The 14,708-nt window shown below is 61.4% G+C and carries 15 protein-coding genes; 4 read left to right on the top strand and 11 right to left on the bottom strand.

The features are described 5' to 3' along the window. Positions 1–74 precede the first annotated feature (74 nt). A complete protein-coding gene (locus O2N64_RS13650) occupies positions 75–584 on the bottom strand; it encodes an Mpo1 family 2-hydroxy fatty acid dioxygenase (RefSeq protein ID WP_271078130.1) in 510 nt (169 codons plus the stop codon). A gap of 401 nt (positions 585–985) precedes the next feature. Between O2N64_RS13650 and rpsA the strand changes: the two genes are divergently transcribed. The 3 genes from rpsA to O2N64_RS13665 all read left to right on the top strand — a co-directional run bounded on the left by rpsA (position 986) and on the right by O2N64_RS13665 (position 3,883). After that, positions 986–2,689 (top strand): 30S ribosomal protein S1, encoded by a 1,704-nt coding sequence (gene rpsA / locus O2N64_RS13655; protein ID WP_271078131.1) that lies wholly within the window; start codon positions 986–988, stop codon positions 2,687–2,689. A gap of 100 nt (positions 2,690–2,789) precedes the next feature. Then, positions 2,790–3,551, top strand: a complete 762-nt coding sequence (gloB, locus tag O2N64_RS13660) for a hydroxyacylglutathione hydrolase (RefSeq protein ID WP_271078132.1) — start codon at positions 2,790–2,792, stop codon at positions 3,549–3,551. Then, entirely contained in the window at positions 3,551–3,883 is a 333-nt protein-coding gene (locus O2N64_RS13665; RefSeq protein ID WP_271078133.1) for a DOPA 4,5-dioxygenase family protein, read from the top strand. Before gloB ends, O2N64_RS13665 begins: the two co-directional genes overlap by 1 nt. Positions 3,884–3,942: 59 nt before the next feature. On the opposite strand, the gene O2N64_RS13670 is transcribed toward O2N64_RS13665, so the two are convergent. The 9 genes from O2N64_RS13670 to O2N64_RS13710 form a co-directional block, all read right to left on the bottom strand. Next, on the bottom strand, positions 3,943–4,527 hold the full coding sequence (locus O2N64_RS13670; protein ID WP_271078134.1) for a F0F1 ATP synthase subunit B family protein: 585 nt from the start codon (positions 4,525–4,527) through the stop codon (positions 3,943–3,945). Further along, the gene (locus O2N64_RS13675) at positions 4,520–5,014 is read right to left on the bottom strand and encodes a F0F1 ATP synthase subunit B family protein (protein ID WP_271078135.1); all 495 of its coding nucleotides are present in this window, start codon (positions 5,012–5,014) and stop codon (positions 4,520–4,522) included. Before O2N64_RS13675 ends, O2N64_RS13670 begins: the two co-directional genes overlap by 8 nt. Before the next feature lie 77 nt (positions 5,015–5,091). Further along, positions 5,092–5,316, bottom strand: coding sequence for a F0F1 ATP synthase subunit C (locus O2N64_RS13680; protein WP_048885460.1), 225 nt, complete (start codon positions 5,314–5,316; stop codon positions 5,092–5,094). A gap of 52 nt (positions 5,317–5,368) precedes the next feature. Further along, a complete protein-coding gene (locus tag O2N64_RS13685) occupies positions 5,369–6,154 on the bottom strand; it encodes a F0F1 ATP synthase subunit A (protein WP_271078136.1) in 786 nt (261 codons plus the stop codon). A 23-nt stretch (positions 6,155–6,177) separates the two neighbouring features. Further along, positions 6,178–6,510 (bottom strand): AtpZ/AtpI family protein, encoded by a 333-nt coding sequence (locus O2N64_RS13690; protein ID WP_271078137.1) that lies wholly within the window; start codon positions 6,508–6,510, stop codon positions 6,178–6,180. Positions 6,511–6,661: 151 nt separating this feature from the next. Further along, complete coding sequence (locus O2N64_RS13695) at positions 6,662–7,159, bottom strand: hypothetical protein (RefSeq protein WP_271078138.1); 498 nt, start codon at positions 7,157–7,159, stop codon at positions 6,662–6,664. Between the two features lie 79 nt (positions 7,160–7,238). Continuing rightward, the gene (locus O2N64_RS13700; RefSeq protein ID WP_271078139.1) at positions 7,239–7,625 is read right to left on the bottom strand and encodes a YdbL family protein; all 387 of its coding nucleotides are present in this window, start codon (positions 7,623–7,625) and stop codon (positions 7,239–7,241) included. Positions 7,626–7,647: 22 nt separating this feature from the next. Next, a complete protein-coding gene (locus tag O2N64_RS13705; protein ID WP_234035131.1) occupies positions 7,648–7,839 on the bottom strand; it encodes a YnbE family lipoprotein in 192 nt (63 codons plus the stop codon). A 47-nt stretch (positions 7,840–7,886) separates the two neighbouring features. Continuing rightward, the gene (locus O2N64_RS13710; RefSeq protein ID WP_271078140.1) at positions 7,887–11,099 is read right to left on the bottom strand and encodes an intermembrane phospholipid transport protein YdbH family protein; all 3,213 of its coding nucleotides are present in this window, start codon (positions 11,097–11,099) and stop codon (positions 7,887–7,889) included. Positions 11,100–11,198: 99 nt separating this feature from the next. On the opposite strand from O2N64_RS13710, the gene radC reads away from it, so the two are divergent. Further along, positions 11,199–11,867 carry a RadC family protein gene (gene radC, locus O2N64_RS13715; protein WP_271079669.1) on the top strand — a complete coding sequence of 223 codons (669 nt, stop codon included), beginning with the start codon at positions 11,199–11,201 and terminating at the stop codon, positions 11,865–11,867. Positions 11,868–11,874: 7 nt separating this feature from the next. Here the strand turns inward: radC and O2N64_RS13720 are convergent, their stop codons facing one another. Next, positions 11,875–14,664 (bottom strand): DUF3857 domain-containing protein, encoded by a 2,790-nt coding sequence (locus O2N64_RS13720; protein WP_271078141.1) that lies wholly within the window; start codon positions 14,662–14,664, stop codon positions 11,875–11,877. Positions 14,665–14,708 lie beyond the last annotated feature (44 nt).

Raw genomic sequence — 14,708 nt, forward strand, 5'->3', positions numbered from 1 at the left:
CGAAGGGCGAAATTGCAGCCGTGGAGAAATCGCCCTTCGACAGGCTCAGGACGAACGGACGTTGGGCTCTTGAATCACTCAGCAGGCTGCGGCGCCATCAGTTCTTCAACGTCCCGCTTCAAAACCTTGGCAAGGCCCAAGGCCCAAAGCGCTTCCACGGTCATGAACAGCGGCCCGTGCAGCAATCCGCGCAAATCGTCGACGAAAGCGGGTTTGCGACCCTCCCAGTGATGGCCGAGGAACTGGAACGCCCAGCCCACCGCGAACAGGCCGATACCCCCGCCGATCCAGGCGAGTGTTGAAATGGCGGCAATCTTCGCGCCTACCGTGTAAAAGATGGCCAGAAGGACCGTCATCAGCAGACCGTATTTCGTGTCGAGCTGGAGATACCAGACCGCCGCGAACAGATTAAGCAGCAGCGCCGGCGTCGCATCCACACCCAGCCCCGGGATTGCAAAACCCGGCCGCGCCAGCAGCACGTCGAGCGCCAGCACGATCATCGGCACGCCCACGGCATGGGTCAGCACATTGCGATGGTCGCGGTGATATTCGCCGTAATTGGCGAGCGTTTCGGCCAGGGTCATGGGTCTCTCCTTGCAACGGACTTTCCTACAGATTTGGTGTGGGTGCAAGGGCTCGTGCGATGAGGCAAATCACTCCTTTTTGGCTCCCTGAAAACAGCCGAATTGTGCGCGGTCTGAATTTCCTCTCCAGAACACTGTCACACCTGTCACACCCCTGTTGGAAAAGCCCGCCTCTGGCCCCGCGCAAACCACCCCATTTCGCTTGCCTTTCCTCCCCGTTTCGCCTAGGCGCGCGTCCGTTCTCGCAATCGATCTGGTTGAAGGAACCCGGGCGGCGGCATTCGGCCTCGCACGGACGTCGGCCTCTTGCCCCGTACGGTTCGCGAATGGTTGCGAACAGACGGACCAAGACCCGGGTAAAACCCGTGGCCGGTAGCAAATGTGAACAGGAACTCTAACCTATGGCAACTTCTGCCAATCCGAGCCGCGACGATTTCGCGGCAATGCTCGACGAACAACTCGGCGGCGCCGAGGGCGGCTTCGAAGGCCGCGTCGTCAAGGGCACCGTCACTGCCATCGAAAATGGCATGGCGCTTATCGATGTCGGCCTCAAGAGCGAAGGCCGCGTCAACCTCAAGGAATTCGAACGTGGCGATGACGCCCACGGCCTCGAAGTCGGCAGCGAAGTCGAAGTCTTCGTCGACCGCGTCGAGAACGCCGATGGCGAAGCCATGCTCAGCCGCGATCGCGCCCGCCGCGAAGCCGCGTGGGACAAGCTGGAAAGCGAGTTCGGCGAAGGCAAGCGCGTTGAAGGCCGCATCTTCGGCCGCGTGAAGGGTGGCTTCACCGTCGATCTCGACGGCGCCGTGGCCTTCCTGCCCGGCAGCCAGGTCGACATCCGCCCCGTGCGCGATGTCACCCCGCTGATGGACATGCCGCAGCCCTTCCAGATCCTGAAGATGGACCGTCGCCGCGGCAACATCGTTGTCTCGCGTCGTGCCGTTCTCGAAGAGACCCGCGCAGAACAGCGCAGCGAACTGATCGACAAGCTGGCTGAAGGCCAGATCACCGATGGCGTCGTGAAGAACATCACCGATTACGGTGCCTTCGTCGACCTCGGCGGTATCGACGGCCTGCTGCATGTCACCGACATGAGCTACAAGCGCGTCAACCACCCCAGCGAAGTGATCGAAATCGGCCAGACCGTGACCGTGCAGATCATCCGCATCAATGCCGATACGCAGCGCATCTCGCTGGGCATGAAGCAGCTGGAAAGCGATCCGTGGGAAGGCGTTGGCGCCAAGTATCCGGTGGGTGCAAAGGTCACCGGCCAGGTCACCAACATCACCGAATACGGCGCCTTCGTGGAGCTGGAGCCGGGCATCGAAGGCCTGGTCCACGTTTCCGAAATGAGCTGGACCAAGAAGAACGTCCACCCGGGCAAGATCGTCTCGACCTCGCAGGAAGTCGAAGTCATGGTGCTGGAAGTGGACGCCGAAAAGCGCCGCATCAGCCTCGGCCTCAAGCAGGCCCAGCGCAACCCGTGGGAAGAGTTCGCCGAAGCCAATCCGGTCGGCTCGACCGTCACCGGCGAAGTCAAGAACGCGACCGAATTCGGTCTGTTCATCGGCCTTCCGGGCGACGTCGACGGCATGGTCCACATGTCCGACATTGCATGGGGCATCTCGGGTGAGGACGCCCTCGCCCTCCACCGCAAGGGTGAAGAAGTGCAGGCCGTCGTTCTCGATGTCGACATCGACAAGGAACGCATCAGCCTCGGCATGAAGCAGCTGGAAAAGGGTGCGCCTGCAGAAGGCGGTGCCGGAGACAGCCTGCGCCGTGGCCAGGTCGTCACCGTCACTGTTCTCGAAGTTCGCGATGGCGGCCTCGAAGTCCAGGTTGGCGACGATGGCGCGACCGGCTTCATCAAGCGCTCCGATCTCGGCCGTGACCGTGACGAGCAGCGTCCGGACCGTTTCCAGACCGGCCAGAAGGTCGATGCCATGGTCACCGGTTTCGATCGCTCGAAGAAGCCCAACTTCTCCATCAAGGCACACCAGATCGCCGAAGAGAAGGAAGCAGTTGCACAGTTCGGTTCGGCCGACAGCGGCGCTTCGCTGGGCGACATTCTCGGCGCAGCCCTGAAGGGCGACGAGAAGAAGTAAGAGCCCAGCTCTTCTCCCGTTTCGGGATCAGGAAAGGCCCGTCTGCGCGAACCGCAGGCGGGCCTTTCCTACATCTGCGGCAATGCCTACATGAATGGGCATGACCCTATTGATCCACCAGTTCCCCTGCCTGTCCGACAATTACGGCTTCCTGCTTCACGATCCGGTGAGCGGAGAGACCGCGTGCATCGATACGCCTGATGCTGATGAGTATCTGAGGCAGGCGGAGGCCAAGGGTTGGCAGATCACGCAGATCTGGAACACGCACTGGCATCCCGATCATGCTGGCGGGAATGAGGCGATCAAGGCGGCAACCGGCTGCACGATCACTGCACCCGAAGGCGATGCGGCGAAGATCGCCGGGATCGACCGGACGATCACGCATGGCGACACCGTCAAACTGGGCGACCACGAGGCTGCAGTGATCGATGTCGGCGGACACACGCTCGGCCATATTGCCTATCACCTGCCCGGCAGCGATATCGCCTTTGTCGGCGACAGCGTTTTCGCGCTCGGCTGCGGGCGGATGTTTGAAGGCACGCCAGAACAGTTCTGGGCGAGCCTCGAGCGGATCAAAGCCCTTCCGCCGGAGACGACGCTCTACTGCGCGCATGAATACACCCAGGCCAACGCGCAATTCGCGCTCCACGCAGATCCCGGCAATGATGCGCTTATGTCCTACGCCAAGCAGATAGATAGCAAGCGCGAGGCAGGCGAAGCCACCGTGCCCACGAAGCTCGAACGTGAGCTGGAGACGAACCCCTTCCTGCGCGCCGACGATCCCGAAATGATGGCGCGCTGGGGCGGCGAGGAACCGCACGAGACCTTCGCCGCGCTCAGGGCAGCGAAGGACGCATTCTGATGGCGCTCAAAGGCTTTCACGCGCACATCTATTACGACGCGGATGAAGTGGACCTCGCGCGCGATTTCGCAGCGCAGGCGAAGGCACAGTTCAAATTTGCAGTCGGCCACTTCCACATCGATCCGATAGGCCCGCATCCGCGCGGATCGTGCCAGCTTTCACTGGGGGTCGAGGAATTCGGCCGCTTCGCCCCATGGGCTGCGCAAGAGCGCGGCGATCTGACCATTTTCGCACATGGCCTTAGCGGAGACGATTGGGCCGATCACACACAGCACGTGATCTGGTTCGGCCCGTCTGAGGAGCTCGATCTCTCGATCTTCAGGCAGCCATAACGAAAAAGCGCGCCGAACCCGCAGGCTTGGCGCGCTTTTCAAATGACCGGAAAACCGGATCAGAGGTTGGAAATCACCTCGTCCGCCAGCGCCCTGTCGGCGGCGGCATCGTGGTTGGCGGCGATCAGCTTGGCAGCAGCAGCGGTCGATGCGTTTGCGGCGCGAGCCTTCAGCTCATCGACAGCCTGGCGCTCTGCAGCGGCGATCTTGTCCTGGGCCATGCGTTCACGACGCGCGACCATTGCCGAGGTGTCTTCCTTCGCCTTTTTCACAATGCTGTCCGCCTCTTTCTGGGCGTTCTCCAGCATCGCCTCGGCGTCCTTCTCGGCCCCGGCAATCTTGTCGGCATATTCCTGACGAAGCGCTTCAGCTTCAGCACGGAGCTGCTTGGCTTCGTCCAGATTGTCGCGGATCGCCTTGATCTTGTTGTCGAGGCCGCCCGCAATCGTCTTGTGCACCTTCGCGACTACGAAAGCGAAGAGCAGCAGCACGGCCATGGCGATCGAAACCCACTGGTAAGGCTCAAGGCCCAGCAGCTCCGGCTCGTCCAACTTTACAGCCTGGCCGGGATCGACTTCCGTCACCGCATCCGGAGCATCGGTGGACAGGACTTCGGGCATGTCGGAGGTCTGCGGATTAGCCACGGTTCATAACATCCTTCACGGCAGACTTGGCAGCCGTTTTGGTCGCTTTCACACCGGCGAGGCGCTGGGCGATATCCTGCGCCGCTTCAGTGGCGACGGCTTCGATTTCGGCAGCGGCTTCGGCGCGGCTCGCTTCTATGCGGGCTTCGGCTTCTTCCAGCTGGGTGTCGATCAATGCCTGCACCTTGGCGAGCTTCGTCTCGGTAGACTTCTGCGCCTTAGCCTTGGCCTTGTTGACAAGGTCCTGCGCCGCTTCGCGATTGGCGTTTTCACGCTGGCGCCAGGCTTCCTCAACCTCGTCCGCCGCATCGCGAGCCGCCTGCGCAGCGGCAAGATCATCTGCGATCTGCTTGTCACGCATGCCGACAGTATCCATCACCTTGGGGACCATGCCCCGTCCAATGACGAAAAACACGAAGCCGAAAGTGATCAGCAGCCAGAACAGCTGGCTCGACCAGATTTCGAACATTTGATCTATCTGAGGCATGGACGGATTCCGCCTATTGGCAACAAGTCAGGTCAGAAAACCGGCCGGGCGCGAACCGCCCGGCCAGTATCAGTCGATTAGACGAAGAGGATGATCATCGCCACGACGAAGGCCAGCAGGCCGAGAAGTTCGGCTGCGGCGAAGCCGATGAACAGGCGACCCTGCTGGCCGTCTGCGGCACCCGGGTTGCGCAGTGCGCTTTCGAGGAACGAGCCAAACACGTTACCAACGCCGAGGGCAGCCATGCCCGCACCGATTGCAGCGAGGCCGGCACCAACCATCTTGGCAGCTTCGAGATCCATGAGATATTCCTTTCAGAGGTAAACTTGTAAGCGAATTGAAGGGTTTGAAAACTTAATGCAGGTGCTCTGCGTCATTGATGTAAAGCGACGAAAGCAGTGCAAAAACGTAGGCCTGAATGCCGGCGACGAGGATTTCCAGAGCGGAAATGCCGATCATCAGCACGAAGCTGGGCACGCCCACCAGCACGCCGTAACCTGCGCCAGCGCTCCAGCCATCGATCACGAAGCCGGACAGCACTTTCAGCAGGATATGGCCGGCCATCATGGCGACGAACAGTCGCAGGGCCAGGCTGAACGGGCGGAAGAGGAAGGAGACGAACTCGATCGGCGCGATCACGAACACCATCGGCAGCGGCGTGCCGGACGGAACGAACAGGCTGAAGAAGTGCAGGCCGTGCTTCCAGAAACCGACGATCAGCACGATCGCAAAGCTCATGATCGCGAAAATGCCGGTCACGGTGAAGTGGCTGGTGAAAGTGAACGGGTGAACGCCGACGATGCCGAACGGAACAAGTCCGAGCAGGTTGGCAAACAGGATGAACATGAACAGGCTGAAGATGTAGGGCACATATTTGCGCCCTTCCTTGCCGACATTGGCATCCAGCATATCGTCGATGAAGCCGGTAAAGCTCTCTACCGTCATCTGCCAGCGACCAGGCACCAGCTCACGCTTCATTCCGCCGAGCATGAAGACGAACAGCAGCACAGCCGTAATCGTCATCCACAGCGCGGAATTGGTGAAGGCAATATTGTAGCCCGCAATGTTCCAGTCCTGGCCGAGCAGAGGCTCTACCAGGAACTGCTTCATCGGGTCGACTTTGGCTTCTGTAGCTGCCACGTCCGTAAAGTCCCTTGCGCTTCTTAGCTGCCGCCGCCCGAGGTCGGGCCGCTGCCTGAATTCCGAATTATATTCCTGAAAGCGACCACAATTCCGAGGAACAGGCCAACCAACAGAGCCCAGGGATTGAGATCGAAGAACCAGCCAATGGTCCAGCCGACAACCAATCCCCCGAAAACACCACCGACCAGGTCTGCCAGCGCCCTGTTGCCCGCTTTCTCGCTGGCAGAGGCTCCTTTGACCTTAGGCTGGTTGCGCTGATCTTCTCGCTCGCGTGCAGCTTTCAGCCGCTCTTCGAGCGCGTCGATCCGCGCATCCTCACCGATGGGTTCCCGTGCGGGTTTCTCATCACTCATGCCTGCTCCTGCATGTCAGGGTTGTGGCACGGGCATAGAGGTGCCCGCCAAGGGCGCCGCCCCCTTAGAAGGGGGGTGTTGGCGAGTCAACACGTCCAAAGGTGGAAAAGAGGTTCGCCGGGAATAAATTTCGCGGCTGTCGGGCGTGCGATCACTCGCTTTCGGCGTCGGTGTCTGCGGCAGGCACTTCCGGTGCCTCAGGCTCTTCCTCATTGGGCTCCCAATTGTCCCGCTCGCACAGGCTGGCAACATCGCCCTGCCCGTTTGCGCGCGCCTGCAGACAGGCCCCCGCAGCTCGCGAATAAATCCGCCCGTCAACAGGTTCGGTCGGCATATCGCAGCCGTTGGCTTCAAGCAGCGTCAGCATGTTACCGAGGCGCGCTTCGTAATGGACGAGCGAAAACTGGGCGAGCGCCGTGGGATCGATATTGGGGTTCTCGAGAGCGCCCTGCGCGCGCATCTGGTTGAGCATCACTGCTTCACCCAGCTCGCCCGAAGCGCGCTTTTGCAGATCGACCAGGTTTTCCTGAAGACCGTCACACACGGCGATCTGTTCTTCGGTCAACTCGGCTTCAGCATTCTGGTTACAGGCGGAAAGACCGAGTGCAACGAGGCCCAGTGCGGGGATGGTGAAAAGCGACTTGCGCATAATTAATACCTTAGCGTGGAATGAGATTTCCCCGCCCGGCTACGCGTCTCGGCCTATCTCTTCAACCCCGCAAGGCGCCTCACGGACAGCGCGGATCGCGTTGCGGAGCGCCCTGCCCGCGGCGCTGCCACGTACCGTCGGGGGCCTGATACATCTCACCCGGCGATGTGCGGGCGATCGCGAGGCAACCGGCGGTGAAGGCATATTGCTGCAGCGTTGCATTCTCGGCCTGCGCGCGCTCAGCGTAAACGGCGCGGCGGCGGATATTGATATCGTCCACCATCGCTTGCAGTTCGGGCGTCGCGGTACCGACTATACCGAGATATCCGTCCATCTTCTCGCCCACGCGACCATCGGCGCGCGCTGCGGCGTAGGCGGGATCGCGTTGCGCCAAGGCAGGCGCGGCAAGCACACCCAGGCCGACAATCGCGGCGGTGGCGGCCAGAACACTCTTGCGCATGGTCATAAGTCCAACTCCAAAGCGCCGATCAGAAGATATCGGCATTTTCCTCAATCGCATCCTCGGCATCATCTGCGAGGCGGTAGATGACTTCCTGCGTGATGTTGATGTTGAGTTCGATCACAATCGGCTCGTCAGGCGCTTCCAGATTGATGCACCCCGCGAGCGGGACCAGCCCCACCATCGCCACCGCTGCCATGATACGCTTTGCCCCGTTCATCGGGGCACTATGCGCAGCACAGACGCAGCTCGTCAATTTCATGTGATTCATCGCATGGCCTCGCTTTCGGGGGGCTGAATATCGGGTTTGGGTTCGTTCAGGAGCTCGTCAATGATGATCCGCCCGTCGGGCTCTTCCGGCGACGGCGCGCCATCGCCCTCGATCAGGCCCAAGTCGCGCGGATCGCGAACGGCCGCAGGATCGTAAAGCGAGCGGACCGATGTCATCAGTTGATAGAACGGCGCGCGGATATTGATGCGCAGCTCGATCGGCAGATCGGCGATGGCGCGGCTGACGAAGTTGCGTTCGGCAGTGGGGCCCTGTCGGATTCCCTCAAACCGCACCTGCGTCACCAATTCGCCGGTGAGCGGGCCGTTCATGTCGATTTCCATACTGTCATATTGCAGATCGCGCAGCGTCTGGAAGGCGTAATTGGCGAAGAAGCCCATGTCCTCATAGGTAAGCTCGCCAATGTAGGAGAGGTTGCCGCCGGGCGGGCGGGCAACGAGTTCTCCGCTCACCAGTTGGCCGTTGCCGTCGGGGTCGAAGACGATAGGGATCGTGCCGTCGAATGTGCCGGTGGCGGCGAGATTACTCAGTTCCATCCGCTCGATAAAGCGCGCGGCCTGCAGGCCCTCTATATCCATCGTGTAGGTCCGGAATTCCTCAACACCGATGTTCATCTCGGTGGGCCGCATGGACAGCGTCCCGCCCATGAAAGGCCATTGCCCACCCGTGATCAGCAGGCGCTCGCCATCGATAAGCTGGAAGCCCATTTCACCGTCGTAAATCTCGATCCCCGGATTGATGGAGGCGAGCTGGATGCGCTGGTCGGGCGCGGTCGTCATGCCCAGCAGATCGGTGAAGACCACTCGCCCGCTTGCACCTTCCACCGGACCGAATGGCGCTGCGAAATCGAGATCGCGCGAGGAAAATTCGCCGGTGCTGGTGACGCCGCTCTCGTTCCAATTGATCCGGGCAGATGGAAAGATCGTCCCGCGAACATTGGCGACGACGCCCAATGCCAATTGCGAAAGATCGGTCGGCTGGAAGTTCTCGGAGAAGGTCAGCCCGGCGAGCGAGAGATCAGCGCTGCCCGACGAATCGGTAAGGTCATGCGCAAGACGCACGCGCGACACCATGACCATGCTTTCGGGATGGCGGAGATTGCTCGTGGCGGTGATGCGGTTGTCGAACAGCGTCAGCTCGGCGCCATCGGCAAGCAGCGGCTCGAACCGGTCCGTCTCCTCGCGATCCTCGACCATAAAGCGGGCATCGGTGAGTTGCAGGCCGTCATCGGTATAGGACCAAGAGCCGTTCGCGCCGAGGATATCGAGCGGGACCGGGGCAAGGAAAACATCCGCCCCGGCAAACTCCCCGCCGATACTGTCGCCTGATAGATCGGCGCGCAGATCGCTGATCGTGAAGCGCTGACCATTATCCGGCGGGCCAAGCAGGATGTCGAGGTCGCTCGCCGCAAGCGCGCCCGGGTATGCCATGCCTACGGCTCCGCTGCGCAGGCGAATAGGAGTTTCGGCCAATTCCCCGCGCAGATCGAGCGAGGAGACGCCAGCAGCAACCCGCAATTCCTCATCGCCGTAGCGCAGGATAGACCTGCCACGCGGCGGGCAGAGCGTGAGCGACTGGTTGCTCAGCGTAAGGTTTGAAATGGCAAGCCCATCAAAGGCAATGTCGCGGCACCCATTCCACAGCGCAATTGCGCCTGACTGATCGACCGTGCCATCCACGGGCAGACGCAGCCCTCGCGCAGTCCCGCCAGGAAGCGCCCCACTGGCCACCACTTCGCCCTGAAACGCGATGCGCCCAGCGCGATCCTGCAGCACAGCAAGGCGCGGTATCGCTACGCGCGAATCGCCCGCCGCATATTCGCGCATCGCCAGCCGCAGCTCCAGCGCGCCGCCCTGCCCCTGCTCCATCCGCCCCGATATCAATGGCAAGCCCAGTCCGCTTGTCTGCAAATTGCCGGAGAAAGACGGGATCGCGCTATCACCCATCCCCAGTTGCACGCGCGACAGAGCGAGCAAAGTCGCGCCGCTCCCACCGCGCAGCCTCGCTTCCGGCACGATCACGCTGGTGCGCTGACCCAGTTTGCGGACTTCGAAAGCGGCAACCAATTCGCTGCCCGGAAGCTCTCGAAGCAACGCCGAGCGGATTTGCGCGATCAGGGGCGCGGCCAATGTGCCTTCGCTCGCTGCACGAGCATTGGCGAGTGCGCCATCAAGATCGCGGCCGAGGACAAGCCCTTCTCCCGAAACGTCGCCTTCGACATCGACGCGGGCGAACTGATCAACCGCTCGCACACGGCCTTCGACGGTCAGCTGTCGCGCCCCGCCCGCGCCGCTGGCGACATCGGCGAGCGACACATCGTAGAGCGCATTAAGCCTGCCATCGCGCCACGAAAAGCGCCCTTCCCCGCCAATCGCTCCTGCCGCCACATCGGTATAATCGACACCTGCAAAGCGCGCATCGAAATCGCCTTCGAAATCGACGAAATTGCGATGCGCAAAGACATCCAGCTGCACCGCCCCATCCTGCAATGCGAGATCGTTCTCCCGGCATTCGAGAGCATCGAAGCGCAGCGGTCCGACAAAATGCGGGCGCTCGGCATCTACAGAGGCTGTGCCGTAAAGCGTCGGTGCATCGACGGAGCACCCGCCCAGCGCGATCTCCTCGCCCACAGCCGCCAGTTCCGCATTGAAGCCGCCACGCAAATGGCCGCCGCCGTCCAGGCTGAGCCCGATCCTGCCGAAATCGCTGTCGAGCAGCGCGCGGCCGTCTTCGATGAAGAGCTCCAGATCTGGAAAAACCGCGCCGCCATCCTCTTCTTCGGAAAAAACGTAGGGATCGAGCGCGCCGAAACTCAGCTCGCCCTCCCGGTAGGAGCCGTATGCGCGCGGCCTCACTACTGTCACACGCGTAACTTCAGGGAACCCCCACCGCGGAGTGATGTCGAGCACCAGCCGCTCAATCGTCAGATCGGGACGGTCCGGATCGCCGATCACAATATCGGTGAGGACTTGCTGTTGCGGCGAAATGCGCTCGATTTGATAGGTGGCTGGCGTGTCGTTTTCGGCCAGCGCATCTGCGATGAAATTGTCCGCGATCGTCTCGCGCTGAAACCATGCGATGGCGATCATCACCACGATGGAAATAGCGAAAATGCGGATGGCAATGCTCAGCACATGGCGCTTTCGGCCAGTGGTCCGAGACCCGTCCTCCACTGCGGTTTCCTGCGCCATCGCGTGACAAGTCTTGCGCGAGCGCGCGGGTAAAGGCAATGCACTGCGCAAGGGGGAGATGCGAATTACGTGGCGCAAGGTTCCGAAAATCAGGCAAAAATGGGCGCTGCCGGGCATCGTGCACGGCTGCGCGAACGGCTGCTGACAGGCGGATCGGAGGCGCTGGCGGATTACGAAGTTCTCGAATACCTCCTGTTCGGCGCGTTGGCGCGGGGCGACACGAAACCAATGGCGAAGGCGCTGCTCGATCGGTTCGGCTCGCTTGCAGCGGTCCTCAATGCCGATCCCGGCGCGCTGAAGCAGGTGAAAGGCATTTCCGATGCGAGCGTCGGCCAGATCAAGATCGCCGCACTGGTCGCCCGCCGCATGGCGCGCAGCGAAGTGACGGACAAGCCGGTGCTCGGCAGCTGGCAGGCGCTGCTCGATTACCTCGCTATCGATATGGGGCATTTGACCGTCGAGCGCGTACGCGTGCTCTATCTCAATGCGAAGAATCGCCTGCTGCTTGATCACCACGTGGGCGACGGCACGGTGGACGAAGCCGCAATCCACCCGCGCGAAGTGATCCGCCGCGGGCTCGATTGCGGCGCCTCAGCGCTTATTCTCGTCCACAATCACCCCAGCGGCAATCCGGAGCCGAGCCGCGCCGACATCCAGATCACCCGCGCGATTGCGGAAGCCGGACGGCACGTCGGCATCACCGTGCACGACCACGTGATCGTCGGGCGCGAAGGCCACGCAAGCCTTCGCGCCAAGGGTGTCATTTAAGAACGGTTCACTCCGGCGGGGTGATCCCGTGGAAGCTGTAGGTTGCCTCCACCTCAGGCGCCATAAGCAGTCCGATTTCCATATCTTCGCGGCCACCTGCATCGCCGGCGTGCAGGCGAACGATGCCGCGAAGATAGTGCGAGGCTGCCTGCGACGGGCTCATCGCCAATGCCTGATCGAGATCGGCCAGCGCTTCTTCAAATTGCCCGAGGCGGAAGCGGACCAATGCTCGGCTGTCGATGGCGTTGGATGGGTTTGCCGCCCGCTCCACCGCCTGCGTGCAGCGCTCCAGCGCCGTGTCCAATTGCGTGGCAAAGAGGCCGCGGAACCAGCAATCGCCGTTGAGCGCAGTCGAATTCTGCGGGAAATCGGCAACCATTTCCTCGATCAGAGCAAAGCCTGCATCCACATTGCCGGAGATAGCCATCGCAGTGCCCAGATCGTCGACATGATAGACGCGGTCATCATCGGAAACAGGCGTGTATTCGAGCAATTCCAAAGCTTCTTGCGGGTTGCCGCTATAGGTCAACAGGCCGGCCAGTGCTCGGGCATTGGCAGCGCTGGGATTGAGATCATAAGCTTCGCGCAGATCGGCGATGGCGGCCTCGATATTGCCAAGGCGGCGATGCAGCAAAGCGCGCTGCGCATATACCCAGGCAGAGGGTTCTTCTTCAACGAAGACATCGTAGTCCGCGAGAGCCGCTTCGTAATCATAGATGGTCCTCAGGAATGCAGCACGCGCGTATCGTGGTCCCTGATCATCCTCATCGGCGAAAGCGATAGCAGCATCGTATGCTTCGAGAATCGGGGCCGCGAGCGTCTCCCGCTCTTCACGCGACAATTGCCAGCGCCACGTTACGTCTTGTGGAGGCGTGACTTCAGGCAGATCGGCTGCGAGACGGCGCGCCGCGCGGCGGGCTTCAGGCAGATCGGCCGGAGCAATCTCGCCAAGCGTCATGAAAAGGTCACTTGTGCCAATCAATCGTCCGTTTTCGATTCCGACATAGTCGACTGACCGCACATTGGCATTGTTCACTTCGCGAGCCCCGCCGTTTTCCAGCTCGAACCCTTCGCCTCCTTCTGGAAGCGCAATGCTATATTCAATCTGGACGCGACCCGGCCCTTCGGTCGCGACCGGAATATCGCGCCATTCGGCTCGCGCGCGATCCGGATTGAAGCTGATATCTTCCTCCATCAGCCCGTCGGAGAAGCGCAACCTGCCATCGGTCCATTCGAAACTCGTTGAAGCGATGCCCTCGATCAGCACCGTACCAACCGCGTTTTCACTGTCATACGCCACCGAAAGATCGCTGACCTGCAGGCCCTCCGATCCACCGAATGAGCTCGCCATGCCGCGCAGGACCTCGGGATCATTGGCATCGACCACGCTTTCCATTCCAGCGCTCGCAGGGCCGGACATGGTCATTTCCATCGTAAAGAGAGCCGGAAAATCCACGCCGCGCGAGTGATCGAATTGCATCGTCATGTGCATCTGCGGAACGGCGAGATCGCGTTGCACCATCGGCACCAACTGCGCCCCGCCTTCGCGCAGCGGAAGCGCGTGATGGAACGGCGGCACATCCGCAAGATTGGCGAGGCGCGTGGAAGAGCTCGTCCCGTCCAGCCAGTAATCGACGCCATCTATCACCGCATGCACGATCATATGGTTGAACGCGGCAGGCAGCGGCAGCAGTTCGGGCACGGCATCGCCCTGCTCGGTACTGACCAGCACGACTTCGGCCTCAATGCCCATTTCGCGCAGCAGCGACAGGAGCAAGACGGATTTCGCCTTGCAATCGCCATAACGAATTTCCCAGGTCTCTTCGGCGCTTTGCGGCAGGTAATTCCCGCCATCGAGGCCATTTAGCAGGTAGCTGATATCATCCTGCACCAGCTGGGTAGCGAGCGCGGCACGGGCACGCGGGTCGCTGGTCCGCGCCATGATCGCCTGAGCGCGCTCCCTGATCGGCGAGCCTTCCGGTACGGCAGCCGCGCTTTCGAAATGCGGATACATGACTTCGCTCAGTTCCGCCCAGTTTTCAAAGCTGCCAACCCGCAGCACCGGCGGGCGGCGAAAGCGATACGGCGCATCGTAAGGCATGGGATCGGCCTCTTCGAGAGGAAGATCGACCGTCAGGTAACTGTAGCCCTCGCGCTCCACCGGCTGGGTAAGCTCCACCCTGTCTTCGGCTCGCCAAAACATGGTCTCGTCGCTCGGCCAGCTGATCACTGTACGCGCAAAGCCCACTTGCCACGGCTCGCTGCGCAGGAATTGCGTGGCCTGCACTTCGTCGCCCAACGCCTGATCGTCTGTCGAAACGGTGTGAGAAATGCGCAGCACGTCTCCCTCGCGCAATCCCGGTACGGAAACGCTAGCGGTCAACTGGCCATCCAAAAGCCGGCGCTCAAGCCCGCGTTCGCGGCGCAGGACATCGAAAGTCACGCCTTGCTCGACAAGATCGATCACCTCGCCTTCACGGTGGATTTCAAAGCGGTGGACTGTCAGGTCGCCCTTGTCCGGCAGCCAGGTGAGTGTTTGCGTATTCTGCGACATCAGCGCCTGCGGGTTGTCCACGCGGATGGCGAAATCGTGATAGGCAAAGACAACGCCATCTTCGATGCGATACTGCCAATCGCGCAGCAATTCTGCCGGCACGCTCTCGTCAGCGACAAGGCCTGCAAAGTCCGCTTCTTCGACCCACTCGGGTGTCGCAGAATAAAGCGGTTCTTCGCCCGCTTGGGCAGTGCTGCTCAAAAGTATGGCCGTCAGCGAAACCGCCGCCGTTGGTAAACGCATGTAATATTCCCCTGTTGCCAGATGCTTGTTTGTCTGGAGCAGCT

It is taken from the genome of Aurantiacibacter sp. MUD61 (assembly GCF_027912455.1).
Taxonomy (GTDB): Bacteria; Pseudomonadota; Alphaproteobacteria; order Sphingomonadales; family Sphingomonadaceae; genus Alteraurantiacibacter.

Excerpts from the sequence above, each read along its gene's own strand:
- O2N64_RS13650 (WP_271078130.1), bottom strand. The coding sequence starts at position 584 with ATGACCCTGGCCGAAACGCTCGCCAATTACGGCGAATATCACCGCGAC.
- rpsA (WP_271078131.1), top strand. The coding sequence starts at position 986 with ATGGCAACTTCTGCCAATCCGAGCCGCGACGATTTCGCGGCAATGCTC.
- gloB (WP_271078132.1), top strand. The coding sequence starts at position 2,790 with ATGACCCTATTGATCCACCAGTTCCCCTGCCTGTCCGACAATTACGGC.
- O2N64_RS13665 (WP_271078133.1), top strand. The coding sequence starts at position 3,551 with ATGGCGCTCAAAGGCTTTCACGCGCACATCTATTACGACGCGGATGAA.
- O2N64_RS13675 (WP_271078135.1), bottom strand. The coding sequence starts at position 5,014 with ATGCCTCAGATAGATCAAATGTTCGAAATCTGGTCGAGCCAGCTGTTC.
- O2N64_RS13680 (WP_048885460.1), bottom strand. The coding sequence starts at position 5,316 with ATGGATCTCGAAGCTGCCAAGATGGTTGGTGCCGGCCTCGCTGCAATC.
- O2N64_RS13690 (WP_271078137.1), bottom strand. The coding sequence starts at position 6,510 with ATGAGTGATGAGAAACCCGCACGGGAACCCATCGGTGAGGATGCGCGG.
- O2N64_RS13695 (WP_271078138.1), bottom strand. The coding sequence starts at position 7,159 with ATGCGCAAGTCGCTTTTCACCATCCCCGCACTGGGCCTCGTTGCACTC.
- O2N64_RS13700 (WP_271078139.1), bottom strand. The coding sequence starts at position 7,625 with ATGACCATGCGCAAGAGTGTTCTGGCCGCCACCGCCGCGATTGTCGGC.
- O2N64_RS13705 (WP_234035131.1), bottom strand. The coding sequence starts at position 7,839 with ATGAACGGGGCAAAGCGTATCATGGCAGCGGTGGCGATGGTGGGGCTG.
- O2N64_RS13710 (WP_271078140.1), bottom strand. The coding sequence starts at position 11,099 with ATGGCGCAGGAAACCGCAGTGGAGGACGGGTCTCGGACCACTGGCCGA.
- radC (WP_271079669.1), top strand. The coding sequence starts at position 11,199 with ATGGGCGCTGCCGGGCATCGTGCACGGCTGCGCGAACGGCTGCTGACA.
- O2N64_RS13720 (WP_271078141.1), bottom strand. The coding sequence starts at position 14,664 with ATGCGTTTACCAACGGCGGCGGTTTCGCTGACGGCCATACTTTTGAGC.